Source organism: Pseudomonas sp. Irchel s3f19 (assembly GCF_900187555.1).
GTDB lineage: Bacteria > Pseudomonadota > Gammaproteobacteria > Pseudomonadales > Pseudomonadaceae > Aquipseudomonas > Aquipseudomonas capeferrum.
Map to the genome: position 1 here is coordinate 312,885 of NZ_FYDW01000005.1, position 19,955 is coordinate 332,839.

Genomic DNA, 19,955 nt, shown 5'->3' on the forward strand with positions numbered 1-19,955 from the left:
GCGTGACGTTTTAACAGAGGAGCAACTGTGAACCTCGAAGCCGGCAGTGCAGGTTTCGCCACCGTCAACCAGGCCCCGGCCGTGCATCGGCTGCGGGTACTCACGGTCAACACCCACAAGGGGTTTACCGCCTTCAACCGGCGCTTCATCCTGCCGGAACTGCGCGAGGCGGTGCGCAGTACCCAGGCCGACATCGTCTTCCTCCAGGAAGTGCTGGGCAGCCACGACCGCCACGCTGCGCGCTACCCCGGTTGGCCGCAAACCTCCCAGTACGAATTTCTCGCCGACAGCATGTGGAGCGACTTCGCCTACGGCCGCAACGCGGTCTACCCCGACGGCCACCATGGCAACGCCCTGCTGTCGAAGTACCCGATCATCGAGCACCGCAACCTCGACGTCTCGATCACCGGCCCCGAACGCCGTGGCCTGTTGCATTGCATCCTCGATGTGCCCGGCCCACACCAGGTGCATGCCATCTGCGTGCACTTGTCGCTATTGGAAAGCCACCGCCAGCAACAGTTGCAGCTGCTGCGCAGGTTGCTCGAATCACTGCCGGAAGGCGCCCCGGTGATCATCGCCGGCGACTTCAACGACTGGAAGCTGCGCGGCAATCGCACCTTGGGCCTGCGCAACGACTTGCACGAAGCGTTCGAGCGCCACCACGGGCACTTGGCGCGCACCTACCCCGCGCGCATGCCGCTGCTGCGCCTGGACCGTATCTACCTGCGCAACGCCGAAAGCCATGCACCTCGGATTCTGGGGCACAAACCTTGGACGCACCTCTCCGACCATCTGCCGCTGGCCGTCGAGGTCAAGCTGTAGCAATCATTCTTCATAGCCAAGCAGCGGTAAATAGCGAACTTCGATATCCCCGAGTATTTCACTCAACAAATCAGCTACTTGTACCGAATCACAGGCTATGAACAGATCCTTCACGCTTTCTTGACGCAAGCCCAGACCTCTCCTTAGCTGAACAGTATCTAGTCGTAAAGATCTCGCGCCGGGCCTCTAGCTCGCGCCTTCGTGCGCGTTTGCGAAAGCAGGCGTGCTGGTTTGGGTCGCCCCCTGTTTTTGCCGTACAGCTCGTGACAACAGGCCAGGTCCTTGGGCTGTACCACAAAAACTACGGAGATCCGCCATGAAAAGAACCTCGAATCCCTTGCGCTTCGACAGCATTTTCTGCGCGGTTTCCACGTCGCTGCTTCTGGCAACCCCGGTGGAAACTTTCGCATTCGACTTGCAGGACGACCCGACCTCCCCCCGTTTTCTGCAACAAGCGGCGGTCCCGCAGCTATCGCTCGACCCGGTCAGCGCCAGCGGGTTGAACATCGGTACCCTCAACGCATTCTCGGAAAAGATGTCCGAGCGCCACGACCAGGGAGTAGCCGACCTGGTCGCCAGCCAGTGGTCGCAATTCTTCCCTGGTGCCCCGCGCACCGGTGCACAGCCGCCCGACCAGTTAGAGGCCCCCAGCCAGCAACTGATGATAGGCCCGGACCTGTTCATGCGTGAAACCACGGCGGGCAATGTGCACCGCGCGGGCATCTTCGTTGGCCACAACAACCTGCAGAGCAGCTTCAATGGCATTCGCCCGCTGCTGGGCGACAAGCAGCGCAATGCCGTGAACCTGAGTGGCGAAAGCCTGGGCGTGTACTGGAGCATGACCCATGAACGGGGCTGGCACCTGGATGCCGTGGCCATGGGCTCGCGTATCGATATCAATGGCCGTGGCGAGAGCGGCCAGCGCCTGGACGACAGCGGCCATGCCATGACCTTCTCGCTGGAAGGTGGCTACCCGATCGGCCTGGGCGGGGGTTGGGTGATCGAGCCGCAGGCACAGTTGATCAACCAGCAGTTTTTCCCCGGCAGCCGCGTGCAGGAGGAGACGCTGCAGGCATTCGACAGCCAGCCCAGCTGGAGCGGCCGGGTCGGTGCCAAGTTGTCCGGGCGCTACGAGGTGCGTGGCATGCCGATCGAACCCTACGTGCGGACCAACGTCTGGTATGACTTCAGCAATGCCGACGAGGTGAAGCTGGACCAGGTCGACAAAATTTCCAGCTCGCGGTATTCGACCACAGTGGAATTGGGGTTGGGGCTGGTAGCCCGGGTGACGCCGAATGTGGCGTTGTTTGTGAGTGCCGACTACAGCAGCGATGTGGATGACAATGACCTGAATGGGTTGATCGGCAGCCTTGGGGTGCGGATGCGCTGGTAGCCGGTAACCCCGGTTTGTGTGTAGGAGCGGCCTTGCGTCGCGAACGGGGTGCGTAGCAGCCCCTGGATTTCAGCTTCGCCGCAGAGCTGAATTTCAGCTTCGCCGCAGAGATTGCTGGGGCCGCTGCGCAGCCCTTTCGCGACGCAAGGCCGCTCCTACAACGCAACCGAGTTGGCCGATCGATCAGGCCGGTTTGAGGATCAATACGCCCAGCGGCGGCAGGTTCAGCGCCAGCGACAATGGCTGCCCATGGCTGGATACCTGGTCACTTTCCACGGCCCCCAGGTTGCCTACATTAGACCCTGCATACAATTCGGCATCGCTGTTCAGCAGTTCTTCCCAGCGCTCGCCAAACGGCACGCCAATCCGGTACCCCTCGCGCGGCACCGGGGTGAAGTTGGCCACCACCAGCAACGGCTCGCCATTGCTGCTCCAGCGCAGCCAGGCATACACGCTGTTTTGCGCGTCGTCGCCGATCAGCCACTGGAAGCCCTGGGGCTGGCAATCCTGTTCGTGCAGCGCCGGCACCTCGCGGTACAGCCGGTTGAGGTCGCCGACCAAGCGCTGCACGCCCTTGTGCTCGGGGTACTGCAGCAGGTACCAGTCCAGCTCGCTGTCGTGGTTCCACTCGCGCCACTGGCCAAATTCGCAGCCCATGAACAACAGCTTCTTGCCCGGGTGCGCCCACATGAACGTCAGGTAGGCCCGCAGGTTGGCGAACTTCTGCCAGCGGTCGCCCGGCATCTTGTCGATCAGCGAATGCTTGCCATGCACCACTTCGTCGTGGGAAATCGGCAGGATGAAATGCTCGGAGTAGGCATAGATCAGCCCGAAGCTCATCTCGTTGTGGTGATAGGTGCGGTGCACCGGGTCGTTCTGGATGTAGTGCAAGGTGTCGTGCATCCAGCCCATGTTCCACTTGTAGGCAAAGCCCAGCCCGCCCTGCTGGATCGGCTGGCTGACGCCCGGCCAGGCGGTGGACTCTTCGGCGATGATCAACGCGCCAGGAGCCTCGTGCGCCGCCACGCCATTGAGGTGGCGGATGAAGTCGATGGCCTCCAGGTTCTCGCGCCCGCCATGGCGGTTGGGCACCCACTCGCCGGCCTTGCGCGAGTAGTCGCGGTAGAGCATCGATGCCACCGCGTCGACCCGCAGGCCGTCGATGTGGAACTGCTTGAGCCAGAGCAACGCCGAGGCCAGCATGAAGCCGCGCACTTCGTTACGCCCAAGGTTGTAGATCAGCGTGTTCCAGTCCTGGTGGTAACCCTCCAGCGGGTTCTCGTATTCGTACAAGGCGGTGCCGTCGAAACGCGCCAGGCCATGTTCGTCGGTGGGGAAATGCGCCGGCACCCAGTCGAGGATCACACCGATGCCGCCCTGGTGGCAGGCGTCGATGAAGGCGGCGAAATCTTCGGCACTGCCGTAGCGTGAGGTGGGCGCGAACATCGACAGGGGCTGGTAGCCCCACGAGCCGCCGAACGGGTGCTCCATGATCGGCATCAGTTCGATGTGGGTGAAGCCCAGCGCCTGCACATAGGGAACCAGACGCTCGGCCAGCTCGCGCCAGTTGTAGTAACGCGCGACTTCGCCCAGGTCATCCAGCTCGCATTGCCACGAGCCGACATGCAACTCATAGATCGACAGGGGCGCGCTGTAGGCGTGACGTTGCGCACGCTGCGCCATCCAGTCGTGGTCCTGCCAGGGGTGGCTGAGCGCGCTGGCCACCTTCGACGCCGTGCTCGGCGGCAGTTCGGTGGCACGGGCCAGCGGGTCGGCTTTCAAGGGCAACACACCGTCTTTGCCCAGCACCTCGAACTTGTAGGTTTCGCCAACGCCAAGGCGTGGCACAAACAGCTCCCAGACCCCTGCACTGTGACGCAGGCGCATGGGGTGACGGCGGCCGTCCCAGTTGTTGAAGTCACCCACCACCGACACCCGTCGGGCATTCGGTGCCCACACCGAGAAGCACACGCCGTCGACGCCGTCGGCCTGCATCGGCTGCGCACCGAAGCGCCCCGACAGGTCACGGTGGTTGCCCTCGGCGAACAGGTACAGGTCCATATCGCCCAACTGCGGGCCAAAGCTGTACGGGTCTTCGGTCACCTGCTCGCCGCCGGCCCAGGCAATGTGCAGCTGGTACGGCTGTGCCTCATCAAGGTGCGCGGTAAACAGCCCCGGCAGGCTGCCCTGGCGCATTTCGGCGAGTACGCGCCCATCGTCGCGCGCCAGTACGCGCACGTTCAGGGCAGTGGGCAAGAAGGCGCGCACGAACTGCCCACCCGCGCCATCGCCATGGGGGCCAAGTACCGCAAATGGATCGGCGTGCTCGGCGCGGGCCAGGGCGTCGAGGTCCCGTTGCCGAAGACCGCCGTTTTCACGCGTGGTTGCATTCATCTATGACTCTCCCCAGGTACTGATCAGTCCATGCAAGCCATGCAAAGGCACGGCCAGCCAATTCGGTCGATTTTCAGCTTCGTATGTGATTTCGTACGCGGCTTTTTCCAGGCAGAACAATTCCAGCGCGGCACGCTCGCCTTCCGCCTGTTGCCAGGCGTGGGGCATGGCAGCGGTGGCCAGGCCATAGGCTTCGACAAAGGCATGCCGCGACTGGTGCAGGTACTGCCTGGCCACCCGTTGCCGCGCCTTGCGCGCAGGGTCGGAAAGGTCCACGGCAGAGGCGCTGCGCAGAATCATCGCAGCAGCATAGTCGAAGGATCGCAGCACGCCGCTGACATCTTTGTAGGGGCTGTGCCGGGCCCGGCGCTCTTCCACGGGGCGGGACGGCTCACCCTCGAAATCGATCAGGTAGGCATCGCCCTGCACCACCAGCACCTGGCCCAGGTGCAGATCGCCGTGCACCCGCATCAGCAAGCCGCCCTGGGCTTGGTGCGCGAGGTTATCGATGTGCTGGGCAAGGCCGTCGCGCTGTTGCTGCAGGTCATCTACCAGCGCCTGGCTGTCACTGTCGAGGCTGTCGCGGTGCTGGGCCAGCAGGTCGAGGGCGTGGGTCAGTTCGGCACTGATCTGGCTGCTCCAGCGTTCGCTGTCCCGGGCATCGCTTGGGCGCGGCTGGAAGGCGGTGTCTTCGGTCGGTGCCGCCAGCAACAGGTGCATTTCGCCCAGGCGCTGGCCGAGCAAGGCGGCGAAGCCGTCGAGTTCGGCCAGCGCATCGGTGTGGGCTTCGCTGGCCGCGCTGGACGGCTCCATTTCGTCGCGGATGGCCCGTTCCAGGGTGTTCTGGGTCCAGGCCCAGGCATCGCCCTGGTTGCTCAGGTAGCCCTGGGCAATCATCAGCAGGTGCGGGGTGGCGTGCTCGTCCACGCGGCTGACCCACGCCAGCAGCGGCGAAATATTGGTAAAGCCCGCCGCGGTCAGGTAGGCGCTCATCTCAAGCTCGGGGTGAATGCCCGGGTTGACCCGGCGGATCAACTTGAGCACCACCCGGTCAGCGACCACCACCGAGCTGTTGGACTGCTCGGCACTCAAGTAGCGCACCGGGCTGTCTTCGCCAAGCCCCAGCCCGGCCAGTTGATCGGTGCACTCGAAGCGCAGCTCGCCCAGGCCATTGCCGCACGGCAGCCGGTGGCGCTCCTGGCAGGCACGTAGCACGGCGCGGATAAACGGCTCGAGGACGAACGCGTCGGTGATCAGGCCGACCTGGCGGCCACGGCGCACCCGCGACAGCGCCAGCTGCTGGGGCAAGGCGCTGTTGATCTGCTCTTCGGGCAACAGGCCGAAGGGCAGTTGGTAGTGGTTGGCCACACCGTCGCTGAACACCTCCAGCTCGCTGAGCAGCACCGGTGTGGTCGCGGTGCCGAAGCGCACGCCATAGCGCAGGCGAACCTGGTCGAGCGGCCCTTCCTTGCCGGCGAACCAGCGCCGTTTAGGCAGGTACTGCGGCAGTATCGAGCCTTCGAGTATTTCGCTGGAAGGCGCTTCGAGCAACTCTTCCAGGCGCTTGCGCAGCACCAGTGTGGTCAATTCGGGTAACCCCTCGGTAGCCTGGATGTGCCAGCTGGGCATGCGGTCGTGCGAGGCCAGCAGGAACCAGTAGAACGCATACGGCGGTAACGTGAGCAGAAAAGGCAACTGGCCGATCGGTGGGAAGGCGCTGCCACCGAGCATTTCCACCGGCACTTTATCGGCGTATTGCGACAGCTCCAGTTCAGCGGCCTGTGCGGCACGGGACACGTTGGCCACACACAGGATCACCTCGCTGTTGCCGTCCTGGTCGACGTACTCGCGCAGGTAAGCGAGGATGCGCCGGTTGCTCGGTGTGAGCATGCGAATGCTGCCCCGGCCAAAGGCCTTCTGCTGGTTGCGCACCGCCAGCAGGCGGCGGTTCCAGTTGAGCAGCGAATGCGGGTCGTGGGCCTGGGCTTCGACGTTGACCGTCTGGTAGCCGTACAGCGGGTCCATGATCGGCGGCAGCACCAGGCGCTGCGGGTCGGCGCGGGAGAACCCGCCGTTGCGGTCCGGCGACCATTGCATGGGGGTGCGCACGCCATCGCGGTCGCCCAGGTAGATGTTGTCGCCCATGCCCAGCTCATCGCCGTAGTACAGGGTCGGTGTGCCGGGCATCGACAGCAGCAGGCTGGTCAGCAGTTCGATGCGCCGGCGGTCGCGTTGCAGCAAAGGCGCCAACCTGCGGCGGATGCCGAGGTTGATACGCGCGCGGCGGTCTTCGGCGTAGTAGTTCCACAGGTAGTCGCGCTCGCGGTCGGTGACCATCTCCAGGGTCAGCTCATCGTGGTTGCGCAGGAAGATCGCCCACTGGCAGTGGGCGGGGATCTCTGGGGTCTGGCGCAGGATGTCGGTGATCGGGAAGCGGTCCTCCATCGCCAGGGCCATGTACATGCGCGGCATCAGCGGGAAGTGGAAGGCCATGTGGCACTCGTCGCCGTCGCCCTCGCCAAAGTACGGGCGGGTGTCTTCGGGCCACTGGTTGGCTTCGGCCAGGAGCATGCGGTCCGGGTAGTTGGCGTCGATCTCGGCGCGGATGGCTTTGAGCACCCGGTGGGTCTCGGGGAGGTTTTCGTTGTTGGTGCCGTCGCGCTCGATCAGGTAGGGGATGGCGTCCAGGCGCAGGCCGTCGACGCCCAGGTCGAGCCAGAAGCGCATCACCCCGATCACGGCCTTGAGCACCTGCGGGTTGTCGAAATTGAGGTCGGGCTGGTGCGAGTAGAAGCGGTGCCAGAAGTATTGGCCGGCGACCGGGTCCCAGGTCCAATTGGACTTTTCGGTGTCAAGGAAGATGATGCGTGTGCCGTCATACTTCTGGTCGTCATCCGACCACACGTAGAAGTCGCGCGCCTTGCTGCCGCGCTTGGCCAGGCGGGCGCGCTGGAACCACGGGTGCTGGTCGGAGGTATGGTTGATGACCAGTTCGGTGATCACCCGCAGGCCGCGCTTGTGCGCCTCGGCAATGAAGCGCCGGGCGTCGGCCATGCTGCCGTAGTCGGGGTGCACGGCCTTGTACTCGGCGATGTCATAGCCGTCGTCGCGCCGTGGCGAGGGGTAGAACGGCAGCAGCCAGAGGGTGTTGACGCCCAGTTCGGCGATGTAGTCGAGCTTGCTGATCAGCCCGGCGAAATCGCCAATGCCGTCGTTGTTGGCGTCGAAGAACGACTTGATGTGCAGCTGGTAGATCACCGCGTCCTTGTACCACAGCGGGTCGTCGATGAAGGCTGCCGGGCGGGAACGCTTGGCCATGGGTGACTCCTTTCAATTGCGGGTTCAGCACCGCCCCTGAGGGACTAACGGGCCTTTTCTATGCGCCAGATACCAAACGGCTGATGCCAGGGTTCGATACGCATCCACTGGGTCTTGCCGTGCCAGGTCCAGCGGTGGCCGTTCATCAAGTCTTCACCCAACGTGTCGGCATTGTCGTCCAGCCCCAACTCCCACAGCGGCAACTCGAAGCTGGCTTCCTGGGCGTTGTGCGGGTCCAGGCTGATGGCCACCAGGATGAAGTTGTCGCGCTCGGGCGTGCGCTTGGCGAAGTACAGGATGTTGTCGTTCCAGCAATTGAAGAACGCCACCCCCAGGTGCGTCTGCAGGGCGCGGTTCTGCCGGCGAATTCGGTTGAGCTGGGCGATCTCGGCAATGATGTTGCCGGGTTGGGTGAAATCACGCGGGCGGATTTCGTACTTCTCCGAATCGAGGTATTCCTCCTTGCCGGGCAGCGGTGTGGCTTCGCACAGCTCGAAGCCCGAATACATGCCCCACAACCCCGACCCCATGGTGGCGAGGGCCGCGCGAATGAGAAAACCGGCACGCCCTGAGGTGTGCAGGAAAAACGGGTTGATGTCGGGTGTGTTGACGAAGAAGTTGGGCCGGTAGCACAGGCTCCACGGTGGCTGGTTGAGCTGTTCGTAGAACTCGCGCAATTCCTGCTTGGTGTTGCGCCAGGTGAAATAGGTGTAGCTCTGCGCGTAGCCGACCTTACCCAGGCGCGCCATCATTGCAGGCTTGGTGAAGGCTTCGGCGAGAAAGATCACGTCCGGGTGCTGGCTGCGCACATTGGCGATCAGCCATTGCCAGAATGGCAACGGCTTGGTGTGCGGGTTGTCGACGCGGAAGGTCTTGACGCCCTCCTCGACCCAGCCGACCACCACATCGCGCAGCGCCAGCCACAGCGAAGGCACGGCGTCGGGGGCGTAGAAGTCGACGTTGACGATGTCCTGGTACTTCTTCGGCGGGTTTTCCGCATAGCGGATGGTGCCGTCGGGGCGCCAGCTGAACCAACCAGGGTGCTGTTTGAGCCACGGGTGGTCCTGGGAGCACTGGATGGCGAAATCCAGGGCGATTTCCAGGCCATGCTCGGCAGCGGCGGCTACCAAGCGGCGGAAGTCTTCACGGGTGCCCAATTCAGGATGAATGGCATCGTGCCCGCCTTCGTCGCTGCCGATGGCGTATGGGCTGCCCGGGTCGCTGGGCGCTGCCTGCAAGGCATTGTTGCGGCCCTTGCGGTGCTGCTTGCCAATCGGATGAATGGGTGGGAAATACAGCACGTCAAAGCCCATGTCGCGGATCATCGGCAGGCGTTCGTGCACGTCATTGAAGGTGCCGTGGCGCTCGGGGCTGTCGGTGATCGAACGCGGAAACAGCTCGTACCAACTGGCGAATTGCGCGGCGGGGCGGTCGACGTCGAGGGGGAAGTCACTGCTGCGGGTCAAGTAGCTGCGGTGCTCGGCCTCGCTCATTAGCCGCGCGGTGCTCTCGCACAGAAACACCGCCACTTGGTCATCGGCGCTCAACCCAGGCAAGCGCTGCTGCACGGTTTGCAGTTCGTCACGCAACGCGCCTTGGCTCAGCTCGATGCCTTTGCCCAGCATCAACCTGCCTTCTTCCAGCTCCAGCTTCACCTCCACCCCGGCGTGGTACTTTTTCTCCAGGTCGTGGCAGTAGGTGGCGAACGGGTCGATCCAGGCTTCGATGCTGAACAGGTGCGGGCCGAGCTCGGTCGGGGTGAACTCGGCCAGCCACAGGTCATTGCCCGGCGACTGCATCGGCACGCAGTGCCAGCGCCGGCTGTTCGCCTGGCGCCAATTGAGCATCACGGCCAGGCGGTCGTGGCCGTCGCTGTAGACCTTGCTGCTGACTGCGACCGCCTGGCCGCTGATGGCCTTGACGGCGAACGTACCACCGTCGAGCGCGGGTTGCGTGCCTTCGATCACGATGCGCGGCGCCAGCAGCGCCTGGGACAGGCTAATGGCCTGGTCCGGGTGATCATTCGCCGCAGGCACGCTCTGGAAGGGCTCGTTTCGTGACATCGGACCTTGCTCCCTTAGGCTGGTGGCGGTAAGGGTTCAGAGCCGAGCGCGGGCGTGGGGGTTCAAAAAAATTGAGCGAATGGCAGCCCCTGACAGTCAGAGCCTGCAGCACCTCTTCATTCACCCACGCGAGGTCAGGCCATGAACATTCCCATTCCACCGGAGACACCCGATCCCAACATCGACGACCCCAGCTTGCCGCCGCCCGTACCGGAAGAAGACCCGGACGAGCTGCCGATCAAGCCGACGGTACCGCCGACAGTGGGCGACCCGCCGAGCCAGGAGCCACCAGTGAAGGCTTAAGGATAGAGGCTTTTACAGTGGCTGCACTGGCCTCTTCGCGGGCTTACCCGCGAAGAGGCCGGCAGCGCAAACCTGTCAACCCGCAGAGACCGCCGAAATTTCCGCCGAGCTGATTTCGCGCATCCGAAACTTCTGCACCTTGCCCGTCACCGTCATCGGGAACTCGTCGACAAAGCGGAAATGCCGCGGCACCTTGTAACGCGCGATACGTGCCTTGCACCAGCCGTGCAGCTCCTCAACCGTAGCGCTATGCCCCGGATGCAGCTTGATCCAGGCCACCACCTCTTCGCCATATTTGCTGCACGGAATGCCGATCACCTGCGCATCGGCCACCGCCGGGTGGGTATAGAAGAACTCCTCCAGCTCGCGTGGATAGATGTTCTCGCCACCGCGGATGATCATGTCCTTGTTGCGCCCGACGATGCGCACATGGCCCTCTTCGTCCATCACCGCCAGGTCGCCCGAGTGCATCCACCCCGCCGGGTCGATGGCATCTGCCGTGGCCTGCGGATTGTCCCAGTATCCCAGCATCACGCTGTAGCCACGGGTGCACAATTCGCCGATTTCGCCCCTGGGTACGATGCAGCCGTCGGCATCCACCAGCTTGTTCTCCAGCTGCGGCTGGGTGCGGCCGACCGTGGTCACGCGCAGTTCAAGCGCGTCATCCGGGCCGGTCTGCAGCGATACCGGGCTGGTCTCGGTCATGCCGTAGGCGATCTGCACCTGGGCCATGTGCATCTGGTCGATGACCCGGCGCATCACCTCGATCGGGCAGGTGGCGCCGGCCATGATGCCGCTGCGCAGGGTCGAGAGGTCCATGCCCTGGCGGGCCGGGTGGTCGAGCATGGCGATGAACATGGTGGGCACGCCGTAGAGGATGCTGGCGCGCTCTTCGGCAACCGCGCGCAGGGTCAGCTCGGCATCGAAGGCGTCATTGGGGTAGACCATCGTGCTGCCATGGGTAATGCAACCGAGGTTGGCCATGACCATGCCGAAGCAGTGGTACAACGGCACCGGGATCACCATGCGGTCGTCGCTGGTCAAGCCCAGGCTCTCGCCGACCATGAAACCGTTGTTGAGGATGTTGTAGTGGCTGAGCGTCGCCCCCTTGGGTGCGCCAGTGGTACCGGAGGTGTACTGGATGTTCACCGGCTGGTCGAACGGCAGGCTCTGCTGGCGGGCCTGATAGGCTTCGGCAGGCGTCTGCCCTGCCCGCTCTGCCAGCGCAGGCCAGGGCAGAAAGCCCTGCGGCGGGTTGCAGGCCAGGCTGATCACCCCGTGCAGATCGGGCAAGCGCTCGCTGGCCAGCTCACCGGGGGCCGCTGCAGCCAGTTCCGGTACCAGCTCCTGGACCATGGCGTGGTAATCGGAGGTCTTGAAGGTATCGGCGCACACCAGCCAGCGGCAGCCGGACTGTCGCAGCACGTATTCCAGCTCACCCACGCGGTAGGCCGGGTTGATGTTGACCAGAATCGCGCCGACCTTGGCGCTGGCCAGTTGCAGGATGCACCACTGGGCGCAGTTGGGCGCCCAGATGCCGACCCGGTCGGCGGTGCCTACGCCCAGGGCCATCAAGGCGCGGGCGTGTACATCGACCTGTTCGGCCAGCTGCCCCCAGGTGTACCGTAGGCCCTGGTGGCGCACCACCAACGCTTCGCGGTCGGGGTAACGGGCCACGGTGGCGTCGAAGGCCTGGCCGATGGTCAGGGTCAGCAAGGGCCGGTCCTGGCGACCGCAGGTATAGCTCGGTTGACTCATGGGTGTCCCTTCTTGTGGTTGTTCTGGGCACGATTGAAGCAAGCGGGAGATACTCTGGCGCAGATTTACGTTTACGTAAAGGTGATGCTGAGATTGACAGTAATAGAAGGCAGGTTTACGTTAACGTAAAGGTGAAAAAGACACTGTGCTTTCCCTATTTCAAGAACAAGAAGGTGCCCCCATGCATTACCCCTCCCTGAACTTCGCCCTGGGCGAGACCATCGACATGCTCCGCGACCAGGTGCGCAGCTTCGTCGCCGCCGAACTGGCGCCGCGTGCCGCGCAAATCGACCACGACAACCTGTTCCCTGCCGACATGTGGCGCAAATTCGGTGACATGGGCCTGCTGGGCATCACCGTATCGGAAGAATACGGCGGCGCTGGCCTGGGCTACCTGGCCCATGTGGTGTCGATGGAAGAAATCAGCCGGGGCTCGGCCTCGGTGGCACTGTCCTACGGCGCGCACTCCAACCTCTGCGTCAACCAGATCAACCGCAACGGCACCCATGAGCAAAAGCTCAAGTACCTGCCCAAGCTGATCAGCGGCGAACACATCGGCGCGTTGGCCATGAGCGAGCCCAACGCCGGCTCCGACGTGGTCTCGATGAAGCTGCGCGCCGAAAAACGCGGCGACCGCTACGTGCTCAACGGCAGCAAGACCTGGATCACCAATGGCCCCGACGCCAACACCTACGTGATCTACGCCAAGACCGACCTGGACAAGGGCGCACACGGCATCACTGCGTTCATCGTCGAACGTGACTGGAACGGCTTCAGCCGCAGCAACAAGTTCGACAAGCTGGGCATGCGCGGCTCCAACACCTGCGAGCTGTTCTTCGATGACGTCGAGGTGCCCGAAGAGAACATCCTCGGCCAGCTCAACGGCGGCGTACGCGTACTGATGAGCGGCCTGGACTACGAGCGCGTGGTGCTCTCCGGCGGCCCGACCGGCATCATGCAAAGCTGCATGGACCTGGTAGTGCCCTACATCCACGACCGCAAGCAATTTGGCCAGAGCATCGGCGAGTTCCAGCTGATCCAGGGCAAGATCGCCGACATGTACACCCAGCTCAACGCCAGCCGCGCCTACCTGTACGCCGTGGCCCAGGCCTGCGACCGTGGCGAGACCACCCGCAAGGACGCTGCCGGGGTCATCCTCTATACCGCCGAACGCGCCACGCAAATGGCCCTGGAGGCTATCCAGATTCTCGGCGGCAACGGCTACATCAACGAGTTCCCGGCCGGGCGCCTGCTGCGCGACGCGAAACTCTACGAGATCGGCGCCGGCACCAGCGAAATCCGCCGGATGCTGATCGGCCGCGAACTGTTCAACGAAACCCGCTGAGCACAAGGGACGGGCGCACATGGCTACCTTGCACACCCAGATCAACCCGCGTTCGGCGGAGTTCGCCGGCAACAGCGCGGCCATGCTCGAACAGGTCCAGGCCCTGCGTGGCCTGCTTGCCCACATCGCCCAGGGCGGCGGCCCCAAGGCCCAGGAGCGGCATACCTCGCGCGGCAAACTGCTACCGCGCGAGCGTATCGACCGCCTGCTGGACGCAGGCTCACCCTTCCTCGAAATCGGCCAGTTGGCCGCCCATGAGGTGTATGGCGAAGACGTGCCCGCTGCGGGCGTGATTGCCGGCATCGGCCGAGTCGAAGGCGTGGAGTGCATGATCGTGGCCAACGACGCCACGGTCAAAGGCGGCTCCTACTACCCGCTGACGGTCAAGAAACACCTGCGCGCGCAAACCATCGCCCTGCAGAACCGCCTGCCGTGCATCTACCTGGTCGATTCCGGTGGCGCCAACCTGCCGCGTCAGGACGAAGTGTTCCCTGACCGCGAGCACTTCGGGCGGATCTTCTTCAACCAGGCCAACATGAGCGCGCTGGGCATCCCGCAGATCGCCGTGGTGATGGGCTCGTGTACCGCCGGCGGGGCCTATGTGCCGGCCATGGCCGACGAAGCGATCATGGTCCGCCAGCAGGCCACCATCTTCCTGGCCGGCCCGCCGCTGGTGAAGGCCGCCACCGGTGAGGTGGTGAGCGCCGAAGACCTCGGCGGCGCCGATGTGCACTGCCGCATCAGCGGCGTGGCCGACCATTACGCCGACAATGACGAACACGCCTTGGCCCTCGCCCGGCGCAGCGTGGCCAACCTCAACTGGCACAAGCTGGGCACCTTGCAGCGCCAGGCGCCGATCGCCCCGCTGTATCCTGCCGATGAGCTGTACGGCGTGGTACCGGCAGACGCCAAGCAGCCGTTCGACGTGCGCGAGGTCATTGCCCGCCTGGTCGATGGCTCGGTGTTCGATGAGTTCAAGGCACTGTTCGGCACCACCCTGGTGTGTGGCTTCGCCCACCTGCACGGCTACCCGATAGCGATCCTGGCCAACAACGGCATTCTGTTCGCCGAGGCCGCGCAAAAGGGCGCGCACTTCATCGAACTGGCCTGCCAGCGCGGCATCCCGCTGCTGTTCCTGCAGAACATCACCGGCTTCATGGTCGGCAAGAAGTACGAGGAAGGCGGCATCGCCAAGCATGGCGCCAAGCTGGTGACCGCAGTGGCCTGCGCCCAGGTACCGAAGTTCACGGTAATCATCGGCGGCAGCTTCGGCGCCGGCAACTATGGCATGTGCGGCCGCGCCTACGACCCACGCATGCTGTGGATGTGGCCTAACGCACGCATCGGCGTGATGGGCGCCGAGCAGGCCGCAGGCGTGCTAGCCCAGGTCAAACGCGAACAAAGCGAGCGCAGCGGCCAGCCCTTCAGCGCCGAGGACGAGGCCAGGCTCAAGCAGCCGATCCTCGACCAGTACGAGCACCAGGGCCACCCCTACTACTCCAGCGCCCGGCTGTGGGACGACGGCGTGATCGACCCGGCACAGACCCGCGACGTGCTCGGCCTGGCGTTGTCCGCCGCGCTGAACGCCCCGATCGAACAGAGCCGCTTCGGCATTTTCCGGATGTGATCCATGAGCGATTTCAGCACCCTTGAAGTGGTCAACGACCCTCGCGGCTTCGCCACCCTGTGGCTCAGCCGCGAAGACAAGAACAACGCTTTCAACGCCCAGATGATCCGCGAGCTAATCGTCGCCCTCGGCCAGCTAGCCGAAGACAGCAGCCTGCGTTTTCTGCTGCTGCGTGGCCGTGGCCGGCACTTCAGCGCCGGCGCCGACCTGGCCTGGATGCAACAGTCGGCACAACTGGACTTCAACACCAACCTCGATGACGCCCACGAGCTGGGCGAGCTGATGTACACCCTGCACCGGTTCAAGGCGCCGACCCTGGCCGTGGTGCAAGGCGCGGCCTTTGGTGGCGCGTTGGGCCTGATCAGTTGCTGCGACATGGCCATCGGCGCCGAAGACGCCCAGCTGTGCCTTTCGGAAGTGCGCATCGGCCTGGCCCCGGCGGTCATCAGCCCGTTCGTGGTCAAGGCCATCGGCGAGCGCGCCACGCGCCGCTATGCCCTGACCGCCGAACGCTTCAGCGGCGTGCGCGCCCGTGAACTGGGGCTGCTGGCCGAGGTGTACCCGGCCCATGAACTGGATGCCCAGGTCGAAGCCTGGGTGGCCAACCTGCTGCTCAACAGCCCGCAAGCCCTGCGCGCCAGCAAAGACCTGCTGCGCGAGGTCGATGACGGCGAGCTGAGCCCTGCCCTGCGCCGCTACTGCGAAAACACCATCGCTCGCATCCGCGTCAGCGCCGAAGGTCAGGAGGGCCTGCGCGCCTTCCTCGAAAAGCGCCGCCCAGCCTGGCAAACCGACGATAACAAGGAGCCGCGCCCATGAGCCGCACCCCGTTGACCACCCTGCTGGTCGCCAACCGCGGCGAGATTGCCTGCCGGGTGATGCGCACCGCCAAGGCCATGGGCCTGACCACCGTTGCCGTGCACAGCGCCACCGACCGTGACGCACGGCACAGCCGCGAAGCCGATATCCGCGTCGACCTCGGCGGCACCAAGGCCGCCGAAAGCTACTTGCTGGTGGACAAACTGCTTGCCGCGGCCAAGGCCAGCGGCGCCCAAGCCATCCACCCGGGCTATGGCTTTCTTTCCGAAAACGCAGGCTTTGCCCGCGCCATCGAAGACGCCGGGCTGATCTTCCTCGGCCCACCGGCCAGCGCCATCGACGCGATGGGCAGCAAGTCGGCGGCCAAGGCCCTGATGGACGCGGCCGGCGTGCCGCTGGTGCCGGGCTACCACGGTGAAGCCCAGGACCTGGACACCTTCCGTGCCGCCGCCGAACGCATCGGCTACCCGGTGCTGCTCAAGGCCAGCGCCGGTGGTGGCGGCAAAGGCATGAAAGTGGTCGAGGACGAAAGCCAACTGGCCGACGCCTTGGCCTCGGCGCAGCGTGAGGCGCAATCGTCGTTTGGCGATGCTCGCATGCTGGTGGAAAAGTACGTACTCAAGCCACGCCACGTAGAAATCCAGGTGTTCGCCGACCAGCACGGCAACTGCCTGTACCTCAACGAACGTGACTGCTCGATCCAGCGCCGCCACCAGAAAGTGGTCGAAGAAGCCCCTGCCCCTGGCCTGTCCCCCGCGCAGCGCCAGGCCATGGGCGAGGCCGCGGTGCGCGCTGCTCAGGCCATCGGCTATGTGGGTGCGGGCACGGTGGAGTTCCTGCTCGATGCCCGCGGCGAGTTCTTCTTCATGGAGATGAACACCCGCCTGCAGGTCGAACACCCGGTTACCGAAGCCATCACCGGCCTTGATCTAGTGGCCTGGCAAATCCGCGTGGCGCGCGGCGAGGCATTGCCGATCACGCAGGCACAGGTGCCGCTGATCGGCCATGCCATCGAGGTGCGCCTGTATGCCGAAGACCCGGCCAACGGCTTCCTGCCAGCCACTGGCAAGCTGGCCCTGTACCGCGAGTCGACCCCGGGCGAAGGCCGTCGGGTGGACAGCGGAGTCAGCGAGGGTGACGAGGTGTCGCCGTTCTACGACCCCATGTTGGGCAAGCTGATTGCCTGGGGCGAGGACCGTGAACAGGCTCGCCTGCGCTTGCTGGCGATGCTGGACGAGTTCGCCATCGGCGGGTTGAAGACCAACATCGCCTTCCTGCGGCGCATTCTCGCCCACCCGGCGTTTGCCGAGGCCGAGCTCGACACCGGGTTCATCCCGCGTCACCAGGATGTTTTGCTGCCCGCCCCGCAAGCGCTGCCAGCACCTTTCTGGGAGGCGGCCGCCGAAGCCTGGCTACAGGGCCAGGCCGGTCAGCAACGGGACGACGACAACCGTTCGCCGTGGGCTGAGCGCAACGGCCTGCGCCTGGGGCTGCCAGCGCGTAGCTGTCTGCATCTGGCCAGTGCCGGGCAGGACCAGGCAGTGGCGCTGGAACACAGCGCGGCCTCTACCTGGCAGCTCGATGGCGAGCAACTGGTGCACGACCAGGAAGGCGTGCGCCGTCAGCACCTGGCGATACGCCGCGGTGGCACCTTGTACCTGCGCTGGGAGGGCGAGATGCACGCCATCGAAGCCTTCGACCCGATTGCCGAGGCTGAGGCCAGCCATAGCCACCAAGGTGGCCTGGGCGCGCCCATGAACGGCAGCATCGTGCGGGTGCTGGTCGAGCCGGGGCAGGTGGTGGAGGCCGGTACCGCGCTGGTGGTACTGGAGGCGATGAAGATGGAGCACAGCATTCGCGCACCGCATGCTGGGGCGGTGAAGGCGCTGTTCTGTCAGGAAGGGGATATGGTCAGCGAAGGGACGGTGCTGGTCGAATTGGTGGAATGATTCAAGGCGGGCCGGCTTGAGGCCTGGGGTGTCTATGCGATCGAGTGCCGCGCGGGCGGCGCTCGATCACATGGGCGCTACAAAAACCAGCAGTCAAAACGCCCCATGCACCCGCACGACCACGCCCAGAAACACGCAGCCCTCCTCGCACAACAGTGCCGGGTAGCTGCTGTTCAGCGCCTTCAGGTACAGCTGGCCACCCTCTTCGGCCAGCTCACGGAAAATCGCCTGCTTGCCCGGTTGGCGGGCGATGACCAAGCGCCCCGGCTCAGCCTCCACCCCTGGGTCCACCAGCATGCGCATGCCCTGCGGCACACTGCGGCCACTGGCGGCACTCATCGCATCGTTTTCAACGGTCAGCCAGAACGCCTTGCCCTGGGCCATGTAGTCCGTCTGCTCGTATGCAACAGGCTCCGCCAGCGCCTCTGCACCGAGTTCATCCCAACTCAGTACCGGGTAGCGGAAACACACGATGTATTGCATGAGATCCAGGTCGTCGTCGGCATCATCCACATCATAGATGCCTCGCACCTCGCCAACCTGCCCCACGATGCGCAGCCGTAAGCTGACATTGTAATGAGGCATGCCAAGCTCGATGAACGTTCGGTTCATCGACTCGATCTTCGGTTGTCGCCGCTTGTTCACCCAATGCCCTACGCTGCCTTGCGACACGCCAACGCGCTCGGCAAGCTGCTCTTGAGTAAGCCCTAGCTCCTCCATCCGGTCACGGACGAGGGCAATCCATTTATCCATATTCATCGCTGGCACGATACGGACTGCCTTCCGGCGCTCAATAAACATTCAGTATTATTTATCAGAAAGCGCGAAAATACTTTAGGTATTAGTATCGACCTGAACCCTTTCCCTATTGGCATTCGCAGGTATCAGGATGAAACCACCGCAAAACGACGAAACAGATCTCGACAGCGAAGCGGCCCGCCGCGCCCTCGACTACTACCTCAACCCCAACCCGACGCGCCCCAGTACCGAGAACAAGATCTGGACGCTCCACGAAGGCGTAAGCGGTGAGCAAGCCCAGGAGCACGCCATCGCCCTGCTCCGCTGCGCCGCCGCCACGGCGCAGGAAACCGCTGTCCATCAGCAAGGCACCCAGCGCGAGTTGACCTTCGCATTGATGCACATGATGGACATGGCGCGCGCACTGCTGGAGCACAAACGCACCGCGCAGACGGGTTTGTAGGTAACAAGGAAGGGAGATACGTGATGGCCGGGTAACGGCAAAGGCCCCGATTGCCGGGACAAGGAAGTGCATCGGTAAAACTATTTTACCGAATTAGCGAAAAATCATTTGACTGGCAAATGATAACGATTATTATTGCACTCAGCTGATCGCGAGATCTGCTGGATAACCTGGAGCTTAGGTCGCTCTCAGATTATCTCCTCATCAGGCTAATCACGGTTTTTGACCCGGCTTTTTGCCGGGTCTTTTTTTTGCTCTTCAGGCTAATGAAGATCGTGAGTGGCCGGCATGATAGCAAAAGTGTGTCAGACCGTGAACGCTCATTACAAAACTTTGCCGAATCAGCACTTGAGAATCAATCTCGTTTCACCTACGCTGATGAGGCATCAAGGAAGATGCCCCCACACCTCCCCTTTTGAGCAAGGAGCTGTCCATGACACGTCTGCTGCTGCCCCTTGAACACCCCACCGCCACTGCCGAGCACGCTGCCGAAGACGCCCTGCTGCATGCCCTGAAACGCCTGCCCCGACGCGTCCAGCAAGTGTTCCTGCTCAACCGTCTTGACCAACTGGATTTCGCCACCCTCTCTGCCCGGCTTGATTTGCCGTTGAGCAGCATCGAGCGCCATATGAACCAGGCGCTGCAGGCAGGCCGTTCGCGCCTAGATGTGCTGGCGAGCGTTGCCGGGCAATGGTACGTGCGCCTGCAGAGCCCCCACGTGACCGCGTGCGAGCGCATCGACTTTCGCCGCTGGCTGGATGCCGACCCGGCGAACTTGCAGGCGTTTCACGACACCGAGTTGCGCTGGCGCAGCCTGCTGGCCCCCGCCCGGCAACTTGGCCAGGACGGTTGGTACCGCCAAGGGCGCGCGGCGCTGTCGTTGGGGGGGTGTTCGATTGCAATGGGCCTAGGCGTTGCAGCGTTGCTGCTGTTTGGCTTTTGGGCCTGACCCCTGCTCAGTAA

The 19,955-nt window shown here is 63.9% G+C and carries 15 protein-coding genes; 9 read left to right on the top strand and 6 right to left on the bottom strand.

All coding sequences use genetic code 11. The features are described 5' to 3' along the window. Positions 1-27: 27 nt before the first annotated feature. A complete protein-coding gene (locus tag CKW22_RS15540) occupies positions 28-822 on the top strand; it encodes an endonuclease/exonuclease/phosphatase family protein (RefSeq protein ID WP_033696686.1) in 795 nt (264 codons plus the stop codon). Positions 823-825: 3 nt separating this feature from the next. Here the strand turns inward: CKW22_RS15540 and CKW22_RS27880 are convergent, their stop codons facing one another. Further along, a complete protein-coding gene (locus CKW22_RS27880) occupies positions 826-951 on the bottom strand; it encodes a hypothetical protein (RefSeq protein WP_256577300.1) in 126 nt (41 codons plus the stop codon). Positions 952-1,138: 187 nt separating this feature from the next. On the opposite strand from CKW22_RS27880, the gene CKW22_RS15545 reads away from it, so the two are divergent. Beyond that, positions 1,139-2,215, top strand: coding sequence for an autotransporter outer membrane beta-barrel domain-containing protein (locus CKW22_RS15545; RefSeq protein ID WP_033696685.1), 1,077 nt, complete (start codon positions 1,139-1,141; stop codon positions 2,213-2,215). Between the two features lie 183 nt (positions 2,216-2,398). Here the strand turns inward: CKW22_RS15545 and glgB are convergent, their stop codons facing one another. Genes glgB through CKW22_RS15560 form a run of 3 tightly spaced genes read right to left on the bottom strand, consistent with a single transcriptional unit; the run spans position 2,399 to position 9,990 of the window. Continuing rightward, positions 2,399-4,609, bottom strand: coding sequence for a 1,4-alpha-glucan branching protein GlgB (gene glgB, locus CKW22_RS15550; RefSeq protein ID WP_033696684.1), 2,211 nt, complete (start codon positions 4,607-4,609; stop codon positions 2,399-2,401). Beyond that, on the bottom strand, positions 4,610-7,927 hold the full coding sequence (treS, locus tag CKW22_RS15555) for a maltose alpha-D-glucosyltransferase (protein ID WP_095064375.1): 3,318 nt from the start codon (positions 7,925-7,927) through the stop codon (positions 4,610-4,612). 44 nt (positions 7,928-7,971) lie between these two features. Further along, entirely contained in the window at positions 7,972-9,990 is a 2,019-nt protein-coding gene (locus CKW22_RS15560) for an alpha-1,4-glucan--maltose-1-phosphate maltosyltransferase (RefSeq protein ID WP_095064376.1), read from the bottom strand. Positions 9,991-10,131: 141 nt separating this feature from the next. Here CKW22_RS15560 and CKW22_RS27585 point away from each other — a divergent pair, with 141 nt between their 5' ends. After that, on the top strand, positions 10,132-10,293 hold the full coding sequence (locus tag CKW22_RS27585; RefSeq protein ID WP_003251307.1) for a hypothetical protein: 162 nt from the start codon (positions 10,132-10,134) through the stop codon (positions 10,291-10,293). 75 nt (positions 10,294-10,368) lie between these two features. Here CKW22_RS27585 and CKW22_RS15565 read toward each other — a convergent pair whose 3' ends face one another. Further along, positions 10,369-12,051, bottom strand: a complete 1,683-nt coding sequence (locus CKW22_RS15565; protein ID WP_095064377.1) for an AMP-binding protein — start codon at positions 12,049-12,051, stop codon at positions 10,369-10,371. Between the two features lie 181 nt (positions 12,052-12,232). Between CKW22_RS15565 and CKW22_RS15570 the strand changes: the two genes are divergently transcribed. Genes CKW22_RS15570 through CKW22_RS15585 form a run of 4 tightly spaced genes read left to right on the top strand, consistent with a single transcriptional unit; the run spans position 12,233 to position 17,791 of the window. After that, positions 12,233-13,396, top strand: coding sequence for an isovaleryl-CoA dehydrogenase (locus CKW22_RS15570; protein WP_033696680.1), 1,164 nt, complete (start codon positions 12,233-12,235; stop codon positions 13,394-13,396). Positions 13,397-13,415: 19 nt separating this feature from the next. Further along, positions 13,416-15,023 carry a carboxyl transferase domain-containing protein gene (locus tag CKW22_RS15575; protein ID WP_033696679.1) on the top strand — a complete coding sequence of 536 codons (1,608 nt, stop codon included), beginning with the start codon at positions 13,416-13,418 and terminating at the stop codon, positions 15,021-15,023. Between the two features lie 3 nt (positions 15,024-15,026). After that, positions 15,027-15,842: a gamma-carboxygeranoyl-CoA hydratase gene (locus tag CKW22_RS15580; protein ID WP_033696678.1), complete on the top strand. Its 816-nt coding sequence runs from the start codon at positions 15,027-15,029 to the stop codon at positions 15,840-15,842. After that, positions 15,839-17,791: an acetyl/propionyl/methylcrotonyl-CoA carboxylase subunit alpha gene (locus CKW22_RS15585; RefSeq protein WP_033696677.1), complete on the top strand. Its 1,953-nt coding sequence runs from the start codon at positions 15,839-15,841 to the stop codon at positions 17,789-17,791. The genes CKW22_RS15580 and CKW22_RS15585 overlap by 4 nt, the downstream gene beginning before the upstream one ends. A 93-nt stretch (positions 17,792-17,884) precedes the next feature. Here CKW22_RS15585 and CKW22_RS15590 read toward each other — a convergent pair whose 3' ends face one another. Further along, positions 17,885-18,592: a LexA family transcriptional regulator gene (locus tag CKW22_RS15590; RefSeq protein WP_095064378.1), complete on the bottom strand. Its 708-nt coding sequence runs from the start codon at positions 18,590-18,592 to the stop codon at positions 17,885-17,887. Positions 18,593-18,680: 88 nt separating this feature from the next. Here CKW22_RS15590 and CKW22_RS15595 point away from each other — a divergent pair, with 88 nt between their 5' ends. Both CKW22_RS15595 and CKW22_RS15600 read left to right on the top strand, forming a co-directional pair. Beyond that, positions 18,681-18,992: a DUF6124 family protein gene (locus tag CKW22_RS15595; protein ID WP_033696675.1), complete on the top strand. Its 312-nt coding sequence runs from the start codon at positions 18,681-18,683 to the stop codon at positions 18,990-18,992. 433 nt (positions 18,993-19,425) lie between these two features. Continuing rightward, positions 19,426-19,941 (top strand): DUF4880 domain-containing protein, encoded by a 516-nt coding sequence (locus tag CKW22_RS15600; RefSeq protein WP_033696674.1) that lies wholly within the window; start codon positions 19,426-19,428, stop codon positions 19,939-19,941. Positions 19,942-19,955: the final 14 nt, after the last annotated feature.